Origin of the sequence: Parafrankia irregularis, from assembly GCF_001536285.1 — a bacterium.
Lineage (GTDB): Bacteria > Actinomycetota > Actinomycetes > Frankiales > Frankiaceae > Parafrankia > Parafrankia irregularis.
In genome coordinates, this window is record NZ_FAOZ01000005.1 from 323,539 (window position 1) to 347,394 (window position 23,856).

General features: G+C 72.0%; 17 protein-coding genes. 7 read left to right on the forward strand and 10 right to left on the reverse strand.

Annotation, left to right across the window (positions count from 1 at the left end; all coding sequences use genetic code 11):
- Positions 1–20: 20 nt before the first annotated feature.
- The 6 genes from hflX to miaB form a co-directional block, all read right to left on the reverse strand.
- A complete protein-coding gene (hflX, locus tag AWX74_RS10460; protein WP_091274316.1) occupies positions 21–1,529 on the reverse strand; it encodes a GTPase HflX in 1,509 nt (502 codons plus the stop codon).
- Between the two features lie 189 nt (positions 1,530–1,718).
- A complete protein-coding gene (gene dapF, locus AWX74_RS10465; protein WP_091274321.1) occupies positions 1,719–2,654 on the reverse strand; it encodes a diaminopimelate epimerase in 936 nt (311 codons plus the stop codon).
- Positions 2,651–3,790 carry an EAL domain-containing protein gene (locus AWX74_RS10470; protein WP_091274324.1) on the reverse strand — a complete coding sequence of 380 codons (1,140 nt, stop codon included), beginning with the start codon at positions 3,788–3,790 and terminating at the stop codon, positions 2,651–2,653. The genes dapF and AWX74_RS10470 overlap by 4 nt, the downstream gene beginning before the upstream one ends.
- 53 nt (positions 3,791–3,843) lie before the next feature.
- Positions 3,844–4,743, reverse strand: coding sequence for a tRNA (adenosine(37)-N6)-dimethylallyltransferase MiaA (gene miaA, locus AWX74_RS10475; protein ID WP_091274690.1), 900 nt, complete (start codon positions 4,741–4,743; stop codon positions 3,844–3,846).
- The gene (locus tag AWX74_RS10480; protein WP_091274328.1) at positions 4,740–5,534 is read right to left on the reverse strand and encodes a class III extradiol ring-cleavage dioxygenase family protein; all 795 of its coding nucleotides are present in this window, start codon (positions 5,532–5,534) and stop codon (positions 4,740–4,742) included. The genes miaA and AWX74_RS10480 overlap by 4 nt, the downstream gene beginning before the upstream one ends.
- Positions 5,531–7,060: a tRNA (N6-isopentenyl adenosine(37)-C2)-methylthiotransferase MiaB gene (gene miaB / locus AWX74_RS10485; protein ID WP_091274331.1), complete on the reverse strand. Its 1,530-nt coding sequence runs from the start codon at positions 7,058–7,060 to the stop codon at positions 5,531–5,533. The genes AWX74_RS10480 and miaB overlap by 4 nt, the downstream gene beginning before the upstream one ends.
- Positions 7,061–7,586: 526 nt before the next feature.
- Here miaB and AWX74_RS10490 point away from each other — a divergent pair.
- The 4 genes from AWX74_RS10490 to AWX74_RS10505 all read left to right on the forward strand — a co-directional run bounded on the left by AWX74_RS10490 (position 7,587) and on the right by AWX74_RS10505 (position 11,486).
- Positions 7,587–8,321: an amino acid ABC transporter ATP-binding protein gene (locus AWX74_RS10490; RefSeq protein ID WP_091274335.1), complete on the forward strand. Its 735-nt coding sequence runs from the start codon at positions 7,587–7,589 to the stop codon at positions 8,319–8,321.
- 491 nt (positions 8,322–8,812) lie between these two features.
- Positions 8,813–9,781 (forward strand): glutamate ABC transporter substrate-binding protein, encoded by a 969-nt coding sequence (locus AWX74_RS10495; protein ID WP_091274339.1) that lies wholly within the window; start codon positions 8,813–8,815, stop codon positions 9,779–9,781.
- A gap of 197 nt (positions 9,782–9,978) precedes the next feature.
- A complete protein-coding gene (locus tag AWX74_RS10500) occupies positions 9,979–10,620 on the forward strand; it encodes an amino acid ABC transporter permease (RefSeq protein ID WP_091274342.1) in 642 nt (213 codons plus the stop codon).
- Positions 10,617–11,486, forward strand: a complete 870-nt coding sequence (locus AWX74_RS10505; protein WP_091274344.1) for an amino acid ABC transporter permease — start codon at positions 10,617–10,619, stop codon at positions 11,484–11,486. The genes AWX74_RS10500 and AWX74_RS10505 overlap by 4 nt, the downstream gene beginning before the upstream one ends.
- A gap of 21 nt (positions 11,487–11,507) precedes the next feature.
- Here the strand turns inward: AWX74_RS10505 and rny are convergent, their stop codons facing one another.
- The 4 genes from rny to AWX74_RS10525 all read right to left on the reverse strand — a co-directional run bounded on the left by rny (position 11,508) and on the right by AWX74_RS10525 (position 16,239).
- Positions 11,508–13,619 carry a ribonuclease Y gene (rny, locus tag AWX74_RS10510; protein WP_091274348.1) on the reverse strand — a complete coding sequence of 704 codons (2,112 nt, stop codon included), beginning with the start codon at positions 13,617–13,619 and terminating at the stop codon, positions 11,508–11,510.
- A gap of 332 nt (positions 13,620–13,951) precedes the next feature.
- Positions 13,952–14,587 carry a recombination regulator RecX gene (recX, locus tag AWX74_RS10515; RefSeq protein WP_242666171.1) on the reverse strand — a complete coding sequence of 212 codons (636 nt, stop codon included), beginning with the start codon at positions 14,585–14,587 and terminating at the stop codon, positions 13,952–13,954.
- A gap of 50 nt (positions 14,588–14,637) precedes the next feature.
- Positions 14,638–15,681 (reverse strand): recombinase RecA, encoded by a 1,044-nt coding sequence (gene recA / locus AWX74_RS10520; protein ID WP_054564952.1) that lies wholly within the window; start codon positions 15,679–15,681, stop codon positions 14,638–14,640.
- A 363-nt stretch (positions 15,682–16,044) separates the two neighbouring features.
- A complete protein-coding gene (locus tag AWX74_RS10525; RefSeq protein WP_035955154.1) occupies positions 16,045–16,239 on the reverse strand; it encodes a DUF3046 domain-containing protein in 195 nt (64 codons plus the stop codon).
- Between the two features lie 145 nt (positions 16,240–16,384).
- Here AWX74_RS10525 and AWX74_RS10530 point away from each other — a divergent pair, with 145 nt between their 5' ends.
- From AWX74_RS10530 to AWX74_RS10540, 3 genes are all read left to right on the forward strand, one after another.
- On the forward strand, positions 16,385–21,268 hold the full coding sequence (locus AWX74_RS10530) for an ATP-dependent helicase (protein ID WP_207550294.1): 4,884 nt from the start codon (positions 16,385–16,387) through the stop codon (positions 21,266–21,268).
- Positions 21,265–22,752 carry an MFS transporter gene (locus tag AWX74_RS10535; RefSeq protein ID WP_091274357.1) on the forward strand — a complete coding sequence of 496 codons (1,488 nt, stop codon included), beginning with the start codon at positions 21,265–21,267 and terminating at the stop codon, positions 22,750–22,752. The genes AWX74_RS10530 and AWX74_RS10535 overlap by 4 nt, the downstream gene beginning before the upstream one ends.
- 119 nt (positions 22,753–22,871) lie before the next feature.
- A complete protein-coding gene (locus tag AWX74_RS10540; RefSeq protein WP_091274361.1) occupies positions 22,872–23,825 on the forward strand; it encodes a DNA-formamidopyrimidine glycosylase family protein in 954 nt (317 codons plus the stop codon).
- Positions 23,826–23,856: the final 31 nt, after the last annotated feature.

The window sequence follows — 23,856 nt, forward strand, 5'->3', positions numbered from 1 at the left end:
TCGGCTTCCCGCCGGCTCGGTCAGTTCCGAAGGGCTTCAGCGACCCTGAAGGGCTCCAGCTCGGCGGCAAGGCTCACCGGCACCCGGGCCGCCACCGCCGTGCCCGCGCCGGTGTGCTCGACGCTCAGCACCTCGCCGTCGCGGTGGATCCGGGAGACGAGATCACCACGGGTGTAGGGCACCAGCAGTGACATCTCGATCTCCGGGTGCGGTATCCGCTCCGAGAGGGCGTCGACCAGCTCCGCCAGGCCCGTTCCGGACCGAGCCGAGACGAAGATGGCGTCCGGAACCGCCTTGCGCAGCACCGCCAACGTCGTCGGATCGACCGCGTCGACCTTGTTGACGACCACGAGCTCGGGAACCCCGGCCGCGTCGATCTCGGCGAGCACCTCACGGACCGCCGTGATCTGCCCCATCGGGTCCGGTGCCGAACCGTCGACGACGTGCAGGACGAGATCCGCGTCCACGACCTCCTCCAACGTCGACCGGAACGCCTCGACGATCTGGTGCGGCAGATGCCGGACGAAACCGACGGTGTCGGCCAGGGTGAACACCCGCCCGTCGGGCAGGGTCGCCCGCCGCACGGTCGGGTCGAGGGTCGCGAACAGGGCGTCCTCGACGAGCACACCGGCTCCGGTCAGACGGTTGAGCAGCGAGGACTTCCCGGCGTTGGTGTACCCGGCGATCGCGACCGCCGGCACGGCACCCCGCCGCCGCGAGGAGCGCTTCGTCTCCCGGACGGTGGCCATCGCGGCCAGCTCGCGCCGCAGCTTGGCCATCCGTGTGCGCAGCCGCCGCCGATCGGTCTCGATCTTCGTCTCACCAGGGCCGCGGGTACCGATGGGCGCCCGGCCACCACTGCTCGCGGCGGCCCGGGACATCGACTCACCCCAGCCACGCAGCCGCGGGAGCATGTACTGGAGCTGGGCCAGCTCCACCTGGGCCTTGCCCTCCCGGGACGTCGCATGCTGGGCGAAGATGTCCAGAATGAGCGCCGTCCGGTCGATCACCTTGACCTTGACGACCTCTTCGAGCTGGCGCAGCTGCCCAGGGGTCAGCTCGCCGTCGCAGATCACCGTGTCCGCACCGGTCGACGCGACGACGTCCGCGAGCTCTCGGGCCTTGCCGGAACCGACGAAGGTCGCCGTGTCCGGCCGGTCGCGGCGCTGCACGAGCGCGTCCAGCACCATCGAGCCCGCGGTGGTGGCGAGGGCCGCGAGCTCCGTCATCGACGCCTCGGCCTCCAGGAGGCTCCCGGAGGTCCACACCCCGATCAGCACCACCCGCTCCAGTCGGAGCTGGCGGTACTCGACCTCGGTGACGTCCTCGAGCTCGGTGGTGAGACCCGGGATGCGGCGCAGCGCGCCGCGCTCCTCCAGGTCGAAGCCGTCGCCCTGTTCGTCGAAGAAGGAGAACCCCTCGCCGTCACCGAGGAGGACCACGCCCCCGTCGTCGCCGTCGAAGCTCGGGCTCAGGTTCGGGTTCGGGTACCGGGTGGACGCCATGGCGGCGTCAGCGGGAAGACTCATACCATCCGTTCTCAACGCGGCACGGTGACCGTCGAATTCCGCCCGCCCCGTTCGGGAGCGGGCCGGTGCCGCTGTACCCGGGCTCGGTGCCCCGGCGCAGCGGAACCTCCGCAGCCCCAGAGTGACACGCCGGTGCCGCGATCGCGAGCCGTTTACCGGCCCGGCGCCCGGTAGGAACGGCCCTGTCGGTCAGCTCCGGCCGGTCCCGGCGGGAACCAGTGCCTGGGCACCCGCAGCGGCAGTACCGGAGGCGACCTCGGCGGCCTGGCGGATCCATTCGGGACGAAGGACACCATCAGACACAAGAACGGCGGGACCGCGCAGAATGACGGTCGTCTCCCGCCAGTCAACGGTCAGGCGCCCGCCGGGAAGATCGACCAGCACCTCGGACGGCGGCGTACCGCCCACCCGCGCCGCCCACGCGACCGCCACCGCGCAGGCGCCGGTGCCGCAGGAGGCCGTCTCGCCGACGCCGCGTTCGAAGACCCGCATCGCGACGCCATCCGCACTCGGCACGACGACCTCGACGTTCACCCCGTCGGGGAAGGCCTCGGCCGGGAAGACGGGAGCGCCCAGGTCCAGGCGCGCCAGCTCGGACGGCCCCAGGTCGTCGGCGAAGCAGACCGCGTGCGGGTTGCCCATCGAAACACCCACCGCGGCGAACTCGCGGCCGACCACGGTGACCGGCACGGTGCCCGCGGCGAACGCCGGCGGGCCCATGTCCACGCTCACGTCACCGGCCGGCGGCACCTCGACGGAGCGCAGGCCCGCCCGGGTGGCGATCACGAGGCTGCCAGGCATCTCGTAGCCGGCGTCCACCAGATACCGCGCGAAGACCCGGACTCCGTTGCCGCACATCTCGGCGATGGAGCCGTCGGCGTTGCGGTAGTCCATGAACCAGCGGGCAGCGCCCAGGTAGGCCGCCGCCGCGGGCTCCGCGGCGACGAGGACCACCCGCAGCACCCCGTCGGCACCGACCCCTGTTCCGCGGTGGCAGATCGCGCGCACCAGCTGTGTCGACAGGTCGAGATCACCGTCAGCATCCGGAAGGATGACGAAGTCGTTGCCTGTCCCGTGTCCCTTGACGTACCGCACGCGGCGATCGTACGGCGCCGGGCGCCTCATCCGGCCGTGGCCGCCCGAGAGCGGTCACCACGTCCGGAACTGCCGGGACGTCCGTTCTGCGAGTCCTGGCACGCCCTCGCCGGGTCGCGTGGCGGTGCCGCGGGTGGCGGGCCCGCGGGCGTCCGCCGGCCCGCACGACCCGCCGCGCCCGCATGACCGCTTCCCGGGCCCGCCCTGTTCGCAGCGTTGCCGGAGCTGGCCGAGCTGGCTGAGTAGGCGGAGCTGCCAAAGCCTGCCGAGTCGGCGGAGCTGGCCGAGCTCGAAGGATTCGACGGCTCGCCGGTCGGGCGACGGGTGCCGACGCCCTCCCAGGAGTCCGTCCACGGCTTGTACCAACGGTCCGGCCGACCCCGGCCGAGCGCGATCATCCGGGCGTCCTCGACCGGAACGGGCGGGCAGAACAGCGGACCGCAGACCCGGTCGCACTCCGTCCGCCCCACGGCGGCCGCCAGCGCCGCGGTGTCGACGTCCTCGGCGACCACGACCATGCGGCGACGGTGTGCGATCTGGAGCATGGACGCGAAAACCGCCTGACCCTCCAGGTCGCGGATCGTCGCCCGCAGGAAGCGCCCATCGATCCGCACGAGATCCAGCGGCAGCTTGTCGAGCGTCGCCACCGACGCGGACCAGGTACCGAACGAGTCGACGCCGACCGCGACACCCAGCGCACGCAGCCGCCCGAGCAGGTGGGGCAGGCCCGGCGGCGCGAAGGCCAGCGTGTTCTCGGTGAACTGCAGGCCGATCGCCCCAGGTGGCAGCGACCGCCCGAGGACCAGCCGCTCGATCTCGTCGAAGAAGTCCGGCCGGCCGAGCTGGGCGCTGTCGACCCGCACCCACAGCCGGGGCGGGCGGACCCCGGTGCCCGCCGCCATGCGATGCCAGGTGCGCGCCTCGGTGACCGCCATCCGCAGCACCCACTGGTGGACCTGGCCGACCAGCCCCGCTGCCGCCGCGACCGGCATGAAGTCCGCCGGGCCCAGCAGACCCAGCTCGGGATGCGCCCAGCGTGGGTACGCCCGCATGCCGGGCACGGAGCCGCTGCGCAGGTCGACGTCGGGCTGGTAGTGCAGGCGCAGCGTGCCGTCGTCGAACGAGGCGTACAGCGCGGGCACCAGGCCGATGTCGAGCGCGGTCACGTCAGACTCCAGACGCCGTGTTCCAGACGCCTCGGCAGGAGGCCGACCACCCGTCAGAGCGCGCCGACCAGACGTCGCACCTCGGCGAGATCCGGAGAGTCGAACCAGGATATCCGCCGGTCTCGCCGGAACCACGACCGTTGCCGCCGGGCGAAACGCCTGGTGGCGATGGTCGTGGCCGCCTTGGCCTCGGCCATTGAGCCCATTGCCCCGTCGAGCGCGGCCAGGACCTGCGCGTAGCCCAGCGCCCGCGAGGCCGTGCGGCCGTCCCGCAGGCCCTGTGCGGCCAGTTCTTCGACCTCCTCGACCAGCCCGGTACGCCACATCAGCTCGACGCGGCGTTCGATCCGCTCGTCGAGATCAGGGCGATCGAGACCCACCTGGACCACGTCGTAGATCGAGCTGTGTTCTGGCAGGGTGGCCACGAAGGTGCCGGTCAGCTCGACGACCTCCAGTGCCCGGACGATGCGGCGCCCGTTGCTGGGCAGGATCGCCTCCGCCGCGTCGGGGGCCAGCGCCGCGAGTCGGGCGTGCAGGGGCCCCGGCCCGACCTCGGCAAGCTCCTTTTCGAGCCGCGCGCGCACCGCCGGATCCGTCCCGGGAAAGGCCAGGTCATCGAGTACCGCTCGCACGTACAGGCCCGAGCCGCCGACGAGGACCGGAAGCCGGCCCGCCGTGAGCAGGCCATCGATGACGGCCCGTGCGTCGTGCTGGTAGCTGGCGACATCGGCCGTCCGGCTCACCTCCCACACGTCGAGCAGGTGGTGCGGGATCCCGCGGCGCTCCTCGACCGGCATCTTGGCCGTGCCGATGTCCATTCCCCGGTAGAGCTGCATCGAGTCGGCGTTGACGATCTCCCCGCCGAGCTCCAGGGCGATCTCGACGGCCCAGTCGCTCTTCCCCACGCCGGTCGGGCCCACCACCGCGACGACGGGGCCACGGCGTTCGTTCATCGACCGCTGCGCTCCCACCCGACGACAAGGTAGCCGACGCCGAACGGTGCGTCGTCGTAGCGGACCTCACTGCGCCAGGACCTCGCCGGATCCGTCGGCGTCGCGCGGCGCAGGGCGCCCGCGAGGACCTGCCAGGACGCCCGGCCAGGTGCGAGGAGATCCCTGGACAGCTCGGGGTCGAGGGCGAGCAGCGCGTCGACGTCGAGCGCCGCGAGCGCCGCGGCGACCGACGCGTCGTGGGCGTCGGCGCGCGGGTCGAGGCTGCCGGGCGCCTTGACCGTGCGGCGGGCGCTGGCATCTCCCATGATCAGAAGTGCGAGCCGCGATCCGTCCGCCGCCGCGGCGTCAACGAGGCCGGCACCCAGTTCGGCCGCCGCGGCCGGAGTCGTCGTGGCGGGCACGCCGCGGGCCGCACAGGGCCCGGCCCAGCCCACCTCACCCAGCAGCCAGGCGCCGATCGTCAGCGAGAGCGGCAGACGTCGGCTCGAGCCGGCACCCACACCCACGCCTGGGGTTGCCGCAGGGGCCGTGGCCGTGGTCTTCGCCGTGGCCGCCCGGGCGAGCGGAAAGATCAGATCGACGCCGTAGCCGGCGAGCGAGCCGACGGACATCTCGTCGTACACGGCCTCCGTCGCGTCGTCTCCGACCAGCACGATCCGATCCGGTTCCAGCGCGCACAGCCGGCGCACGGCAGCCAGGGCCTGATCCCGGACGTCGATCGGGTCCCGGCCGGCGACCTGCGGGACGAGTAGCGGCGGGTGCGGGCAGACGGCCGCGGCGAGCAGCGTCACCGCGCGGCAGGCCCGGTACGCAGGGTCGGCATCCCCAGCGAGACGGCGGGCTGCCCTGAGCCGGGGGACACCGAGCCGGCCGGCGACAGAACCTCCGGGCCAGCCTCCGAGCCGGCTTCGGAGCCGCGCGATCTGGCGGCCTCCCAGGCATCGCCGGCGGTGGTCCGCCGGTGGCTGTGCAGCGGCCCGTCGGCGGTCAGGTGGTGCGGGGCACCCCTGGTCACCACGGCCTCGATCACGTCGCCCGGGCGCACGACACCGTCCTGGGCGTGCGGACCGGTCACCAGTAGATGGACGAGCCGGCCGTCTCGCGCCCGGCCGGAGAGCCGGCCGGTCTCGGAGTCCTTCCGGCCCTCGCCCTCGGAGACGAGGATCTCGACCCGGCGCCCGACCTGCGCGCGGTTCTCCGCCCAGGACATCTCGTCCTGCAGGCTCGCGAGCCGCTCGTAGCGCTCGGAGACGACAGCGGGGTCGACGGCGCCGTCCATCTCGGCGGCCGGTGTGCCCGGCCGGGGCGAGTACTTGAAGGTGAACGCCCCGGCGAAACGAGCAGCACGGACGACGTCGAGGGTGTCGGCGAAGTCCTCCTCGGTCTCGCCGGGGAAGCCCACGATGATGTCGGTCGTGATCGCCGCGTGGGGAATGGCCTCGCGCACCCGCTCGACGATTCCCAGAAAGCGCTCGCGACGGTAGCTGCGCCGCATCCGCCGCAGTACCGCGTCGGACCCGGACTGCAGCGGCATGTGCAGCTGTGGGCACACGTTCGGCGTCTGCGCCATCGCCTCGATGACGTCGTCGGTGAAGTCGCGGGGATGCGGCGAGGTGAAACGCACCCGCTCCAGGCCCTCGATGTTGCCGCAGGCGCGCAGCAGCCTCGCGAAGGCCCCCGGGTCACCGAGTGACCGCCCGTATGAGTTCACGTTCTGGCCGAGCAGGGTGATCTCGAGCGCGCCCTCCGCCACCAGCGCCTCGACCTCCGCGAGCACGTCACCGGGGCGCCGGTCGCGCTCACCGCCGCGCAGACTCGGGACGATGCAGAACGTGCACGTGTTGTCGCAGCCCACGCTGATGCTCACCCAGGCCGAGTGATGGCTCGCCCGCCGCGCCGGCAGGCTGCTGGGGAAGACCTCCAGCGCCTCGGCGATCTCCACCTGGGCCGCCGCGTTGTGCCGGGCCCGTTCCAGCAGGACGGGCAGCCGGTGCAGGTTGTGCGTGCCGAAGACGACGTCGACCCAGGGCGCGCGGTCGAGGATCACCGAGCGGTCCTTCTGGGCGAGGCACCCGCCGACGGCGATCTGCATCCCGGGATTGTTCTTCTTCGTCGGGTACAGGTGACCCAGGTTTCCGTACAGCCGGTTGTCGGCGTTCTCACGGACCGCACAGGTGTTGAACACGACGACGTCGGCGTCGGCTCCCTGTGCCGCCGGCACATAACCGGCCGACTCCAGGAGGCCGGCAAGCCGTTCGGAGTCGTGCACGTTCATCTGGCAGCCGAACGTCCGGACCTGATAGCTGCGTCCGCTCACCCGACCAGCGTACGGCCCGCCCGCGGTCGCCGTTCGACGCGCCGATCGCGGGCGATGGTCCGTGCCCGTCCTCCGATGCCGGACCATGACGTCGGGTCACCACGTCGGGCAGCGGGCGGGCACGATGTCGGGTCACCACGTCGGGTCACCACGTCGGGTCACGACGCCCGGACGATCCAGGCCGCGCGGGCTACCGCTGGGGTGGCCGGCCCGGACCCACGCGGACGCCGGTCTCCCTTCCACCCCGGCTGGCGGCGCGCCTCCACCCTGGGCGGGCGATTCGTCACCCGTCGGGATGGCAGGTAAACCCCGTTGCCTGACCGGCAGAACTCCACCGGCCGGCACCGTCACGAATGGCTGGGACGTAACATCCATAAATGCTCGGGAGCACGACACCGCAGCCGGAAGCCGTTCCGGGTGGGCGCCACCGATCTCGTCGACACGTTCGCCGTCAGGTTTCGGGTGGTACCACGTCAGCGTCCGCATCCACGCCCGCCGGCCGGGAACCGGGTTTCGGGGGTATGTCATGGCATTGGTGACCATGGAGGGCGTGGGAAAGTCCTTCGGCCGGAACCGGGTGCTGCGCGACATCAACCTGGCCGTCGAGAGTGGCGAGGTCGTGTGCGTCATCGGCCCGTCGGGCTCCGGTAAATCCACGCTCTGCAGGTGTGTCAACCGCCTGGAGACCATCGACGAGGGCCGTATCACCTTCGACGGCCGCCCGCTGCCGGCGGAGGGCCGCGAGCTGGCGCGAATGCGTGCCCAGGTGGGCATGGTCTTTCAGTCCTTCAATCTGTTCGCGCATCGCACCGTGCTGGACAACATCACCCTCGGGCCGCGCAAGGTGCTGGGCGTCGGGAGGGCGGAGGCCGAGCAGGCGGCCCGCGCGCTGCTGGAGCGGGTCGGCATCGCCGACAAGGCGGACCGCCTTCCCCGCCAGCTCTCCGGCGGCCAGCAGCAGCGCGCCGCGATCGCGCGAGCCCTCGCGATGGAACCGAAGCTGATGCTCTTCGACGAGCCGACCTCCGCCCTCGACCCGGAGATGATCCAGGAGGTCCTCGACGTCATGCGGTCGCTGGCGGCGTCCGGGATGACGATGATCGTGGTCACCCACGAGATGGGCTTCGCCCGCTCGGCGGCCGACCGCGTCGCCTTCATGGCCGACGGGCAGATCCTGGAGATCGCGCCCCCCGGGGAGTTCTTCGCCGCGCCCGGCAGCGAACGAGCGGCGGACTTCCTGGCCAAGGTTCTCACCCATTGAACCTTTTCCATCTCACGACACGTGACCGGGAGGGGCGAGGTCCGAGCCGACGATGGAAAAGACTCATTGAACCTTTTCCGTCTCACGGCGCGTGGTCAGGGAGAGGGACGCGGCCGAGTCGACGATGGAGAACGCCCATCAAGCCTTTCCCATCCCCGGACTCGACTCGAGACATCCAGGATCATGGACCGTGAGATGGAAAAGGACCATTGAACACACCGCTGACCTGGCCGCTCCGAGGTCGTCCCGCAGGATTTGATCGGACCACAACCAGTCACCTGGTTCGCCCTCGGCGAGCTACTCCACCGGCGAAGTCCCTCGCCGGCCGAGACGCCCTCCCGGTACCTGGTCACTGTTGCCGCGTCACCGATGCGGAGTCATCGGCGGCGCGCTGGCTAGTGTTGTCGGGCCGGGCGTCGTCCGGCCCGCGAACGAGGTTCGCCGAAACCGATACCTGAATTCCGACGCCAACCTTCTCCAGGGGATTACTCATGCGCATGTCGCTCACCCGGACCAGACAGCGATCGGCTCACACGACCTCGCGGGCGGCAGCCGCCGGCCACCGTGAACCCAGGCGCCGGACGGCGCGTGGCACGGCACTGCTGCTCAGCACCGCGCTGCTCGCGGTGTTCGCGCTGGGCGCCTGCGGCAGCGACGACGAAGCCGAGGTCGAGCCCGCGGCCCCACCCGCCACGACCTTCCCCGCCGGCAGCACCATGGCCAAGCTGCAGGCGGGCGGAACCATCACCGTCGGCACCAAGTTCGACCAGCCGTTGTTCGGGCTGAAGAACCTCCGCGGCGTGCCCGAGGGCTTCGACGTCGAGATCGCGAAGATCATCACCAACGCGCTCGGCATCCCGGCGGACAAGGTCAAGTTCGTCGAGACGGTCTCGGTCAACCGCGAGCCGTTCATCCAGCAGCACAAGGTCGACATGGTGGTCGCCACGTACACCATCAACGACAAGCGCAAGCAGGTCGTTGACTTCGCCGGCCCGTACTACGTGGCCGGCCAGACCCTGATGGTGCGGGCCGGCGAGTCCGCCATCACCGGGAAGGACAGCCTGGCCGGCAAGAACGTCTGCTCGGTCAGCGGTTCGACCCCGGCCGAGCGGATCCGCACCGAGGCGCCGCAGGCCAAGCTCGTCCTGTTCGACGTGTACAGCAAGTGCGCCGAGGCCCTGAAGAACGGTCAGGTCGACGCCGTCACCACCGACAACGCGATCCTGCTCGGGCTGATGGACTCCGACCCGGGCACCTTCAAGCTCGTCGGCAAGCCGTTCAGCACCGAGCCGTACGGGATCGGCATCGCCAAGGGTGACGACGAGTTCCGCACCTTCATCAACGAGACGTTGACCGCCGCCTACGCCGACGGCCGGTACGAGAAGGCCTACGAGTCGACCCTCGGCAAGGTCGAGCCGAACATGCCGAAGCCCCCGGCGGTCGACAACTACACCTCCTGACAGGTACGCACGTCCGACTACCTGTGCATGTCCGACTACCTACGCACGTCTGATCGCGAACGCACATCTGAACCTTCGCCGGTCTGATCCTTCGCCGGCCGCCGCGGCCCGGACAGCCGAGGCGGCCGGCGTAGCCGAGACCGGCCGGTGCCAGCCGGAACGGCCGATTCCACGACGGGTGGTCTCCCATCGACGCGGTGCTCGACAACCTGCACGTCTTCCGCGACGGCTTCGTCCGAACCCTTGGGCTGAGCCTGTTCTCCGCCGTCGGGGCGCTGCTGCTCGGCAGCGTCCTCGCGACCATGCGGGTAAGCCCGGTCCCGCCGCTGCGCTGGGCGGGAACGGCCTATGTGGAGACGGTTCGCAACACGCCGCTGACCATCGTGTTCTTCTTCGTGGTCTTCGTACTTCCGCAGGTCGACATCGTCTTCAGCTTCTTCGCCTTCGCGGTGATGGCGCTGACGATCTACCACACGGCCTTCGTCTGTGAAGCGGTTCGGGCCGGTGTGAACGGCGTGGAAGTCGGTCAGGCCGAGGCCGCACGTGCCCTCGGCCTGACCTTCTCGCAGAGCCTGCGGCTGGTGATCCTGCCGCAGGCCTTCCGTAACGTCATCCAGCCTCTGGGCAGCGTGGGCAGCGCGCTCATCCGCAACTCGTCCATCGCGGCGGCCTTCAGCGTGCAGGAGCTGACCGGCGTCAGCCAGGGGCTGGCGACGGCCAACCCCGGTGACGTCATCGCCATCCTGCTCGCCGGGATCGTCTGCTATCTGGTGCTGACGCTGTCGCTGGCGGGCGCGGTCGGTGTTGCCGAGCGCCGGCTGAGAGGGGAGCCACGGTGAGCCTCCAACTGGCGGACCCGCCAGGTCCGCGTGCCCGGCGGCGCATCCTCGTCGCGAGCGTGCTGGCCGTCGCGATGCTGGCGGCACTCGCCGTGCTCGCCGTGCGCCGGCTGGCGGACAACGGGCGGCTCGACGCCGACGTCTGGCGGGTCCTCATCGATGAGCCCGACCTGCGCACCCTGCTGTGGGAAGGGCTGCTCGACACGCTGCGCGCCGCGGCGACCGGCATGGTGTTCGCCGTCGCGCTGGGAGTGGCACTCGCCTTCGCCCGGCTGTCGCCCCGCCCGGAGATCCACAGGCCGGCCGCCGTGCTCGTCGAGACGCTGCGCGGCCTGCCGCTGCTCATGCTGATCTTCTTCGCCTTTCTGGGCCTGCCCGCGCTCGGCGTGAACCTCTCGGCCTTCTGGGCGCTGGTCCTCGGCCTCACGGCCTACAACGGCGCGGTGCTCAGCGAGATCTTCCGCGCCGGCGTCCTGTCCATCGACCGGGGCCAGACGGAGGCCGCGGCGGCGCTCGGGATGCGCGGCACGCAGATCTTCGCCCTGATCCAGTTTCCGCAGGCGGTCCGCCGGATGTCGCCGACGCTGGTGAGCCAGCTGGTGACCCTGCTCAAGGACACCTCGCTCGGTTTCGTCATCGGCTACACCGAGCTGCTGCGGCAGGGGCGTACCGCGGTGGAGTACCTCGGCGGGCGGTACGCACTGCCCATCTACACGACGCTGGCCGTCATCTACATCATCGTGAACGGCAGCCTGTCCCTGACGGCACGCTGGCTGGAGCGTCGCCAGTCCGTCCGCGCGGGCGGCTCGACCGGTGCAGCGGCCACCGGCGCGGGCGCCGGCACGGGCGTCGACGTGGCCGCCTGAGCGCGCGTCGGCGACCTGGGGTCAGCGGGCCAGGCCGATGGCGCGGGTCTCGCGGACAACGGTGACCCGGATCTGGCCCGGGTAGGTCAGCTCGGACTCGATCTGCTTGGCGACGTCGCGGGCGAGCAGGTGCGCGGCATCGTCGTCGACGACCTCCGGGACAACCATGACCCGCACCTCGCGGCCGGCCTGCATGGCGAAGACCTTCTCGACGCCGGGCCGTTCCCCGGCGATCTGCTCGATCCGCTCCAGCCGCCTGACGTAGGACTCCAGGCTGTCGCGGCGCGCCCCGGGACGCCCCCCGGAGATCTGGTCCGCCGCCTGGGTCAGCACCGCGCCGATGGAACGCGGCTCGACCTCGTTGTGATGCGCCTCGATCGCGTGCACGACGTCCTCGTGCTCACCGTAACGCCGGGCGATCTCCGCGCCGACCAGCGCGTGTGAGCCTTCCACCTCATGCGTCAGTGCCTTGCCGAGGTCGTGCAGTAGCGTGCCGCGCTTCGCGATGGCCGGTGGCAGCCGCAGCTCGGCGGCCATGATTCCCGCGAGATGCGCGCATTCGACGAGATGCGCCAGGACGTTCTGCCCGTAGCTGGTCCGATACCGCAGGCGCCCGAGCAGGGTGATCAGTTCCGGATGCATCTCTGCGATACCGACATCGATCAGTGCGTCCTCCCCGGCCCGGACGCATTTCGCCATCACCTCCCGCTCGGCGCGGGCGTATTCCTCCTCGATGCGGTGCGGATGGATACGCCCGTCCGACACCAGCGCCGCCAGGGTGATGCGCGCCGTCTCCCGGCGCACCGGATCGAAACAGCTCAGCAGCACCGCCTCGGGCGTGTCGTCGATAAGCACATTGACGCCGGTGACGGATTCGAACGCCCGGATGTTGCGCCCCTCCCGCCCGATGATGCGGCCCTTCATCTCGTCACTCGGCAGGTGCAGCACCGACACGACCGACTCGGCGGTCTGCTCGGAGGCCACCCGCTGGATGGCGAGGGTCACGATCCGACGGGCGCGATCCTCCGCCTCCTCCTCCGCCCGGGCCTCGATCTCCCGTACCCGAACCGCGGCGTCGAGGCGCGCCTGGTCCTCAACCACCTTGACCAGTTCGGTGCGGGCCTCGGCGGAGGTCAGGCCGGCGGCGCGTTCGAGCTCCTGACGCAGGCGGGTCTCCAGGCCGGTCAGCTCGGCACCACGGCCACCCAGCTCCACCTCCCGGGCGGCGAGCTCCTCCTCCCGGGTCTCCAGCCGCCGAGCCCGGTCCTCGACGGCGGTGGCCTGGTCCGCCAGCCGCTGCTCGCGCTGTGCCACCCTGCTGTCCCAGCCACGCAGCTCCGCCCGTTGGGAGCGCAGGTCCTCCTCCAGCTCGGCGCGCAGCTGTTCGCGCTGCACCCGGATCGCCTCGAGCGCCTCCGTCCGGGCCTTCGAGGCACGCAGCTCGGCATCCTCCGCGGCCCGCACCCGGATCGCCTCCGCTGCCTCCTCGGCATGCCGACGGATCTGCGCGACGTCACGATCGACTCGCGCGATCTGCTCGGCGACGTCCTGCTCGGCGCGCCGCCGGATGCGGTCGGCGTCGTCCTCGGCGTCGCGGGCCTGCCGCCGCAGGTCGACCAGCTTCGCGGACAGGGTGGCCAGATCGTTTCGGGCTACCTCCACCAGTGCCGTCTCCGCCTGAGCCGGCTCCACCTGAGGTGCCTCTGCCTGGGCAGCCCCCACAATCGCGGCCCGTTCCTCGCCGGCTTCAGGCGCCTGTGGGTCGACCGACTCCGCCTGGGCCTGGGCGTCCGCCCGCGCATCGGGCGAAGGCGAACCGTCCAGACGAGCGGGAACGTCCGGCGTGGGCCGGGCCACGCCGTCAGCAGCGACAGCGGTGTCAGCATCCGTGGTGACAGCGGTATCCGCGATGACAGGCGCGCCGGCGGTGTCATCTGTGACAGGGGCGTTGGCCGCAGGGGTGGAGTCAGTGGTGGAAGCGGTGGAAGCGCCGTCCGGGTCACCCTGCTTACCGGGAGCGACACCGCCGCCTACGCCGAGCGTTCCAGCCCGCACCAGGTGCAACAGAACGACGGTCAGACCGACCACTGCGAGAAGAAGCAGGACGAGAAGCGCTATGAGTGCGACACCCACGGTTGCTCCTCCCGCTTCTGTTCACGCCTGTGATGACAGGCGTGAGGTGCACGGGACCAGGACCAGCCAGCGAGCAGGCGGCACGTATCGACCGGTGCCCTAAATCAGGCCACCGGAGGGCACATCGGCACCGAAAGCCGAGCCTGCCGACAGCGCAGGACCACCGACGGTCGAAGGAACACCGCCCTGATGTGAAGTTGGCCAGCTATCTGGAACCGCATACGCGCGGCTACCCTTGCACCTTTGTGAAAGGGTAGGTCTGTAACTTTCATTCGGTCAAGAAAAACATCGCCGATCCACCGCACCCGGACAGCCGGGAGGGAGCCACCCATTCAGCTTTGCCAGCGGCTCCGCGGCCGGCGCTGCACGCCCCGGTCCAGGCTGTCGACGTCGCTGTCCGCTTCTTCGGCCTCCTCTTCGACGACCGCCTCGACCGCCTCCTCGACGACTCGCCGGACGAGGTCGAGCGGATAGCCCTTTCGGGTGAGCAGGGCGGCCAGCCGGCGGGCCTGCACTGATGCCGGCAGGCCCTCCATGACACGAAGACGCCGGGAGACGAGGGAACGTGCGGTCGCCTCCTCGTCCTCGGTGCCGACCGCCGCCAGGGCTTCCTCCGACACCTCGGGCTGCACCCCGCGCCGTCGCAGCTCGACGGCGAGCGCGCGACGGCCCAATCCCCGCCCAGCCCGGGCCGACGAGACGAACGCGGCCGCGAAGGCCTCATCGTCCACCAGACCAACCTCGGCCAGACGATCGAGAACCAGCCCGGCGATCTCCTCCTCGACGCCCCGGCGACTCAGCACCGCCGCGAGCTCTGCCCGGCTGCGCGGCCGGGCCGCGAGCTGGTGCAGGCAGATCTCCCGCGCGGCTGCCAACGGGTCGGCCCGGCCCGCGCGGGCCGACGCCGCAGAGGCACCCGACGTGACCGACGAGCGATCCGCTGCCGCCGGCCCGCTCTCCCCCTTCACCACATCCTGCACAGCTGACGACAGCTCGGGCGGGAACACGGCACCCCGGGTCAGAGGTCGACCGGAACCGGAGCGGGCGCATCCGCGTCAGCGTCCAGCGCCGGCGTTATACCGAGCTTCTCCTTGATCCGCTTCTCGATCTCGTTCGCCAGATCAGGATTGTCGCGCAGGAATGAACGCGCATTTTCCTTCCCCTGGCCGAGCTGGTCGCCGTCGTAGGTGTACCAGGCACCGGACTTGCGAATGATGCCGTGCTCGACACCCATGTCGATGAGGGAGCCCTCACGGCTGATGCCGCCGCCGTAGACGATGTCGAACTCGGCCGTTCGGAAAGGTGGCGCCATCTTGTTCTTGACGACCTTCACCCTGGTTCGGTTACCGACGGCTTCCTGCCCGTCCTTCAGGGTCTCGATGCGACGGACATCCAGCCGGACGGAGGCGTAGAACTTCAACGCCTTGCCACCGGTGGTCGTCTCCGGGGAGCCGAACATGACGCCGACCTTCTCCCGGAGCTGGTTGATGAAGATCGCGGTCGTGCCCGAGTTCGCGAGCGCACCGGTGATCTTCCGCAGCGCCTGGGACATCAGCCTGGCCTGCAGGCCGACGTGGCTGTCACCCATCTCGCCCTCGATCTCGGCACGCGGCACGAGGGCAGCCACCGAGTCGATGACGATGATGTCCAGCGCGCCGGAGCGGATCAGCATGTCCGCGATCTCCAGCGCCTGCTCCCCCGTGTCGGGCTGGGAGACCAGCAACGCGTCCGTGTCGACGCCCAGCTTGCCCGCGTACTCAGGGTCAAGCGCGTGCTCCGCGTCAATGAAGGCCGCGATACCACCGGCCGCCTGGGCGTTCGCCACAGCGTGCAGGGCGACCGTGGTCTTTCCGGACGACTCCGGCCCGTAGACCTCGATGATGCGCCCACGGGGAAGACCCCCGATACCGAGCGCGACATCGAGCGCGATCGATCCGGTCGGGATCGCCTGGATCGGCGGCCTGGTGTCGTCCCCCAGGCGCATGACCGAGCCCTTGCCGAACTGCTTGTCGATCTGCGCAAGGGCGTTCTCCAACGCCTTCTCGCGGTCGGGTCCAACCATTGGAGTTACTCCATGCAGAGGTCGTCGAGTCTTGGCCACGATCCGACGCTAGGGGGTGGGTCCGACAGTTTCGAGAGCCGGGTCGCTTCTGTGGACATCGGAGAGCATGTGGACAACAGTAGCCGAACATTCGTTCGAAGCCTCAACGACACGCCGCGGCTCACCCGAACGGGTGGCCCCACCGCTCCCCGCACACCTGCCGGGCCGGGTTCCGGCGCCACTCGGCCACGACCCACTGCCGCTCGGCCACCACTCACCCGCCACTGCCGCCACTCGGCCACCACCCGTGGCCGCCCACGGCCGCGGCCATCCGCCGCGACCGGCTGCCACCAACTCGACGCCGGGCCCACCAAGGTGCCGGCGTCAGCGGTCGCGAGCCGGCACGTCGAACTCGTCACATACCGCGCGCCACACCTGCTTGGCGTCGTCCCCCCGCCGCAGCGCCGCCTCCACCGTCGCCCCGCCCAGACCGGCGATCACGTGGTCGCGTGCGAGCGAGTCGGCGTAGGCAGCGCCGAACTGCTTGTTCATGTTCGCCCAGAACTCGGTCAGTCGCACCGCTCCAGTCTGCACGCCGCCGACCGCGCCCCGGCCACGGCCGGGTCCTCATACCGGCGACCGTCCGGTGACCGTCCGGCGACGCCGGGCGGACCCGGCCGTGGACCGCGGGATTTGTGTCGGTGGCAGGAAGCAGACTGATGCCGTGACCGCCTCGGACGTCCCGGACCCCCTCGCCGCCTTCACGGCCCCGACCCGCGAGTGGTTCGCCTCGTCCTTCGCGGCGCCGACCCCGGCCCAGTCCGGGGCCTGGTCGGCCGTGTCCCGAGGCGCGAGTGCCCTGGTGGTGGCGCCGACCGGGTCCGGCAAGACGCTCGCGGCCTTCCTGTGGTCGCTGGACGGTCTGGCTCGTTCCGACCCTCCGGCGGACCCGACGCTGCGCTGCCGGGTGCTGTATGTCAGCCCGCTCAAGGCACTCGCGGTCGACGTCGAGCGCAACCTGCGGGCGCCGCTCGCCGGCATCCGGGCCGCCGCCGCGCGGCTGGGCCAGCCCGTCCCGGAGGTGTCCGTCGGTGTCCGCTCCGGCGACACTCCAGCCGCCGAACGCCGATCATTCGGCCGGACTCCGCCCGACATCCTGATCACCACGCCGGAGTCGCTGTTCCTGATCCTCACCAGCGCCGCCCGCACAGCCCTGCGCGGCGTCCGGACTGTGATCGTCGACGAGGTCCACGCCGTCGCGGGCACCAAGCGGGGCGCGCATCTGGCACTGAGTCTGGAACGCCTCGACGATCTGCTCGACGCCCCGGCGCAGCGGGTCGGGCTGTCCGCGACCGTGCGCCCGGTGGAGGAGATCGCCCGTTTCCTCGGCGGGCCACACCCGGTGACGGTCATCCGACCGCCGTCCGAGAAGACGCTGCAGATCGAGGTGGCCGTCCCCGTCGAGGACATGGCGAACCTCGACGAGACACCGACACCGATGACGCCGCCACAGGTCCTGCCGCTGGAGGCCGTCGCCGAGGGGCCCGCCGCCGGCCCGGGCCCGCGCGCGTCGATCTGGCCCGCGGTCGAGGAGCGAGTGCTGGATCTGATCCTCTCCCATTCCTCGACGATCGTCTTCGTGAACTCGCGGCGGCTCGCCGAGCGTCTGTGCGCCCGGCTGAACGAGCTGTACGCCGACCGCCTCGAGCAGGCCACGGCGTTCGAACAGGCCACGGGGTTCGAACAGACAATGGGGTTCGAACAGGCCACGGCTGGCGGGCAGACCACGGTGAAAAGCACCGTGCGTCTGTCACCGGCGGATCTGATGGGTCCGGCCGGCGGCGCCGCGCCACCGGTGGGCGTCGAGGTCGCGCGTGCCCACCACGGCAGTGTGAGCCGCGAGCAGCGCCTGCTGATCGAGGACGATCTGAAGTCCGGGCGGCTGCCCGCCGTGGTCGCGACCTCCAGCCTCGAGCTGGGCATCGACATGGGCGCGGTCGATCTGGTCGTGCAGATCGAGTCACCGCCGAGCGTCGCGGCCGGTATGCAGCGGATCGGGCGGGCGGGGCACCAGGTCGGCGCCGCGAGCCGGGGCGTGGTCCTGCCCAAGCACCGCTCCGACCTGCTGGAATGCGCCGTCGTCGCCGAGCGGATGCGCTCCGCGCAGATCGAGGCCGTCCGTTACCCGCGCAACCCGCTGGACGTGCTGGCGCAGCAGATCGTGGCGATCCTCGCGATGGAGGACCGCGAGGTGGACGAACTGGGCGCGCTGGTTCGCCGCGCGGCACCGTTCTCGGGCCTGCCCGGCTCGGCGTACGAGGGCGTCCTGGACATGCTGGCCGGGCGCTATCCGTCCGACGACTTCGCCGAGCTGCGTCCCCGCATCACCTGGGACCGGGCCACTGGTGTGCTCGCGAGCCGGCCCGGGGCGCAGCGGCTCGCCGTCACCAGCGGCGGCACCATTCCCGACCGTGGCATGTTCGGTGTCTTCCTGCTCGGGGAGAAGGCCAGCCGGGTCGGCGAGCTCGACGAGGAGATGGTCTACGAGTCGCGCATCGGCGACGTCGTGCTGCTCGGCTCGTCGAGCTGGCGCATCGAGGAGATCACGCCGGACCGGGTGCTCGTCACGCCCGCGCCCGGCCGGCCCGGCCGGCTGCCCTTCTGGCACGGGGACGCGCCGGGCCGGCCCGCCGAGCTGGGCCGTGCCCTCGGCGCGTTCCTGCGGGAGCTGGCCACGCTGGCGCCCGAGGCGGCGACGGCCCGCGTCCGCGCGGCCGGGCTGGACGACTGGGCTGCCGGCAACCTGCTGAGCTACCTGGACGAGCAGCGGGCGGCCACCGGCCATCTCTCCGACGACCGGCATCTGATCGTCGAACGGTTCCGGGATGAGCTGGGTGACTGGCGGCTCGCCGTCCACTCGCCGTTCGGGGCGCCGGTGAACGCGCCCTGGGCGCTGGCGATCGGTGCCCGCCTGCGGGAACGGTACGGCTCCGAGGTGCAGATCATGCACACCGACGACGGTGTGGTGGCCCGCGTCCCGGACGCGGCCGAGGCACCCCGGGCGGAGCTGGTCGTCTTCGACCCCGCGGAGATCGAGGCGGTCGTGCGCGCAGAGGTCGGCGGCAGTGCCCTGTTCGCGAGCCGCTTCCGCGAATGTGCGAGCCGGTCCCTGCTGCTGCCGCGCCGCACCCCCGGCCGGCGCACACCGCTGTGGCAGCAGCGCCAGCGCAGCGCGCATCTGCTGTCGGTCGCCGCCACGTTCGGTGACTTCCCGGTCGTGCTCGAGACGATGCGTGAGTGCCTGCAGGACGTCTACGACGTGCCAGCCCTGGTCGGGCTGATGCGCGAGGTCGACGCACGGTCGCTGCGGGTCGTCGAGGTGGAGACCACGGCGCCCTCCCCGTTCGCCTCGTCGCTGCTGTTCGGCTACGTCGCGGCGTTCATGTACGACGGCGACGCCCCGCTGGCCGAGCGCCGCGCCCAGATCCTCTCCCTCGACAGCTCGCTGCTCGCCGAGCTGCTCGGCGAGACGGAGCTGCGGGAGCTCATCGATCCCCGCGTTCTCGAACGGATCGTCGCCGAGCTGCAGCGGCTGGTGCCCGAACGACACGCGCGGGACGCGGAGTCCGCGGCCGATCTGCTGCGGGTGCTCGGGGATCTGAGCCTGGAGGAGGCCGCCGCCCGCGGCGTGGAGCACTCCTGGCTGGAATCGCTGGAGCGGGCCGGTCGTGCGATCAGGGTACGGATCACCGGGGCCGAGCGGTGGGTTCCGGTCGAGGACGCGGGCCGACTGCGCGATGCGCTCGGCGTGGCACTGCCGGTCGGCGTTCCGGCCGCGTTCACCGAGCCGGTGCGCGATCCGCTCGGTGACCTGATCTCACGCTACGCCCGCACACACGGCCCGTTCGAGTCCGCGGACGTCGCCGGCCGGTTCGGGCTCGGCATCGCGGTGGTCGAAGGCCTGCTCGAGCGGCTCACCGCCGAGGGGCGTCTGGTCCGCGGCGAGCTGCACCCGGACCGCGCGGGTGAGCAGTGGTGCGACGCGGGGGTGCTGCGCGCGCTGCGCCGGCGCAGCCTCGCCGCGTTGCGCAAGGAGGTCGAGGCCGTCCCGGTTCGGGCGATGGGCGAGTTCCTGCCAGCCTGGCAGTCGGTGACGACCCGGCGCGGCCGGGGCGTCGACGGGGTGTTGCGTGCCATCGAGCAGCTCCAGGGCGCGCTGGTGCCGGCGAGCTCGCTGGAGCAGCTGGTGCTGCCGTCCCGGGTCAGCGACTACGCGCCGGCGATGCTCGACGAGCTGTGTGCCACGGGCGAGGTGCTGTGGGCCGGTTCCGGTGGGCTGCCCGGCAACGACGGGTGGCTCACCCTCGTCCTGGCCGAGACCGCCGAGGACCTGCTGCCGCAGCCCGACCCGGACGCGGCGGCGGGCCCGGCCCACCGCGCCATCCTGGACGCGCTCGCGGACGGCCAGGCACTGTTCTTCCGCGGCCTCTCCGACCGGGTGGGCAGCCTCGACGACGCCGGGCTCGTCGAGGACACCGCCCTCGCGAGCGCCCTGTGGGATCTGGTGTGGGCCGGTCTGGTCACCAACGACACGCTCGCCGCGCTGCGCGTCCAGCTCGGAGCGGGCCATCCGGCGCAGGCGAGCCGCCGGGCCCCCCGCGGCCGGGTCGCCCGGCTCGGCCGCGGGCGGCCCGTGATGCCGCGCCGGACCGGCCCTCCGACGGTCGGTGGCCGGTGGTCGCTGCTCCCCGAGCGGGAGAGCGACCCGACCCGGCGCGCGCATGCACTGGCCGAGGCGTTGCTGGAGCGGCACGGCATCGTCACCCGCGGTGCGGTCGCCGCCGAGCACACGCCGGGCGGCTTCGCGGCGGTCTACCGGGTGCTGGCGGCATTCGAGGAGGCGGGGCGCTGCCGCCGCGGCTACTTCGTCGAGTCGCTGGGTGCGGCGCAGTTCGCCGTCCCGGGCGCCGTCGACCGGCTCCGCGCCATCGCCGCGGCTCAGCGCGACGCCGCCGACCAGCCCAGCTGGGCAGCCTCGGGCCAGCCCGACCGGGCAGCCGCCGGACCGTTCGCCACGGGAGCCGGCATGGCAGGTGCGGGCATGGCAGCAGGTGCGGGCATGGCGGGCGCGGGCATGGCGGGCGCGGGCGCCGGGCACGTCGCGAGCACGCGCCTGGCCGGCGGGGCGGGCTTCGGTGTGCCGCGTCCGGGTGAAGCCGATGCGCGGGCTGTCGTGCTCGCCGCGGCGGATCCGGCGAATCCGTACGGCGCCGCGCTGCCGTGGCCCCCACGTCCGGCGGCTGCGGGCGAAGGCGAGGGATCCGGTCACCGTGCCGGCCGCAAGGCGGGCGCGGTCGTCGTTCTCGTCGATGGTGAGCTGGTGCTCTACGTCGAACGCGGCGGCCGCACACTGCTGTCGTGGTCGGACACCCCGGCGCTGCTCGGCCCGGCGGTGGAGGCCCTCGCGCAGGCCGTCCGCGCCGGAGCGTTGGGCCGCCTGACCGTGGAGAAGGCCGACGGCGCTGCAGTGGTCGGCAGCGGGCTCGGCGTGGCCCTGGAGGCCGCGGGTTTCCATCCGACCCCGCGCGGGCTGCGGCTACGCGCATGAGCGCATCGAACAGATCACCCGAAAACGAGCCACCCGAGCATCGGTCGACCGAGCATGGGTCGACCGAACGCGGGCCTTCCGGGCGGGGATCCCGAGGGCAGACGGCCGATCCCACCCCATGGGACCCGCGGCTGCGTGCCCTGACACTCGGCCTCGTCAGCACGGTGACGCTGATCGCGTTCGAGGCGATGGCGGTCATCACCGTGCTGCCGAAGGTCGCCGAGGATCTGTCCGGCCTGTCCCTCTACGGCTGGACGACCAGCGGGTTCTTCCTCGGGCTGCTGGTCGGAGTCGTGATCGCCGGCGCGGAGAGCGACCGGGTCGGAGCGGCCCGACCACTCACCGCCGGGCTGGTGCTGTTCGGTGCGGGGCTCGCCGTGGCCGCGCTGGCACCGAACATGTGGATCCTGGTGGCCGGCCGGGTCCTGCAGGGGCTGGGCGGCGGTGCCGTACCGGCCATCCTCTACGCGACGATCGGCCGCGCCTATCCGGAGCCGCAGCGTCCCCGGATGTTCGCGGTGACGGCCACCGCCTGGGTGCTGCCCGGCCTGATCGGGCCGGCGACCGCCGCGCTCGTCGCCGAGCACGCGGGGTGGCGCTGGGTGTTCGGCGGGCTGATACCGCTTGTCGCGGTGGCCGGCACCGGCACTGTCCGCGCACTGCGAGGCGTGCCGGCCCCGACCACGGTGGACGTCGCGCCGACCGCGCCGCGCCTGATCGCGGCGCTGCGGGTGAGCGTCGGTGCCGGTCTGGTTCTCGCCGGGCTGACCGGTCGGTCGGCGCCGGGGCTGGCGCTCATCGCCGTCGGATCCGTGCTGGCCTACCAGCCGCTGCGCGCGCTGCTCCCGGCAGGTACCCTGCGGGCCCGGCCCGGCATCGCGGCCGCGGTGGCCGCCCGTGGACTGTTGACGTTCGCCTTCTTCGGCACCGACACCTTCGTCCCGCTGGCGATCACAGCGGCCCGGCATGAGCCGACCATCGTGGCGAGCGCGGCCGTGACCGCGGTGACAGTCACCTGGACGACCGGTTCCTGGACGCAGGCACGGCTGGCCGGCCGGGTCCCGGGCCGTGTCCTGATAGGCACCGGGCTGCTCGCGGTCTCCGCGGGCACGGCGGGTTTCGCGCTGGTACTGGTCGACGCGGTGGCACTCGCGGTGCCGATCGCCTGCTGGGCGGTCACCGGGCTCGGGATGGGCCTGGCCTACTCCCCGATCGCCAGCCTCGTGCTCGCCGAGACGCCACCTGAACGCCACGGAACCGCGTCGAGCGCGGTGACCCTGTCGGACAACCTGGGAACCGCGCTGGGCACCGGCCTCGGTGGCGCGGCGGTCGCGGCCAGTGAGGCGGCGAACGGCACTCCCGACCTGGGGCTCGCGACCGTGTTCGGGCTGACTGTGATCGTCGCGGCCCTGGGCGCACTGGTGGTGCGCCGGGCGCCCTCCCGGATCTTCCCCGCCGCGGATTCGACCCCCGCCGCCAGCTGAGCCGCCCGGCCCTTCTCAGCCGCACCGCCGGTTCGGACGCACGGCCGACTCGGACGCACCGCCGACTCGGAGGCACCGCCGACTCGGAGGCACCGCCGACTCGGAGGCACTATCGAGAGGTGCCCGAAGGCGACACGGTCTGGCTCACGGCGCGCCGGCTCGACGCGGCGCTGCGCGGTCAGCGACTGCTGCGGTCGGACTTCCGGGTGCCGTCGCTGGCAACCGCCGACCTGCGCGGGCGGGAGGTCCTCGAGGTATGCGCGCGGGGCAAGCACCTGCTGCTGCGCGTCGACGGCGGCCTGACGCTGCACACCCATCTCCGCATGGAGGGTTCCTGGCACCTGTACCGGCCAGGCTCACGGTGGTCTGGCGGGCCGGCCTGGCAGATCCGGGTCGTGCTGGTCACCGCGGTGCAGGTAGCGGTGGGTTACCGGCTGCCGGTCGTCGACCTGCTACCGACCGCCTCGGAGGACCGGGTCGTCGGGCACCTCGGCCCGGACGTGCTCGGCGCCGACTGGGATCTCGACCGCGCCGTCGCCAACCTGCTGGCGGACCCGGCCCGCGAGATCGGCGTCGCGCTACTCGATCAGCGCGTCCTGGCCGGTCTGGGCAACATCTGGCGGACGGAGGCGTGTTTCCTCGCCGGCGTCAGCCCCTGGACTCCGGTGGGCGAGGTGCGTGACCTCCCCGGTCTGGTCCGCCGCGCCCAGGCGATGGTCAGGGCCGGGGCGCGGGGCGGTCACCAGGTGACGACTGGTTCCGCCCGCCCGGGCGAACAGCATTGGGTGTACGGGCGCGCAGGCAGGCCGTGTCGGCGCTGCGGCACGCTTGTCCGCCGGCTGGATCGGCGGGTCTCCACCCAGAGTTCGTCCGAACGCGGATCGCCGGGACGTAGCCGCGGGCCCGGTGAGCGGGGCACGCGCCTCGACGTCCGGCGTGACCAGGGCCGGCACGCTGATGGTGCCGGCGGTTCCGCCGACGTCCGCGTCGACGTCGGCGGTGGCAACGATCGGGTCACCGCATGGTGTCCGACCTGCCAGCCGGGGCCGGTGCCAGAGCCACCGGCCGGCTGACCGCAGGTGTGGCCCGGCCACCGGGCCGGGT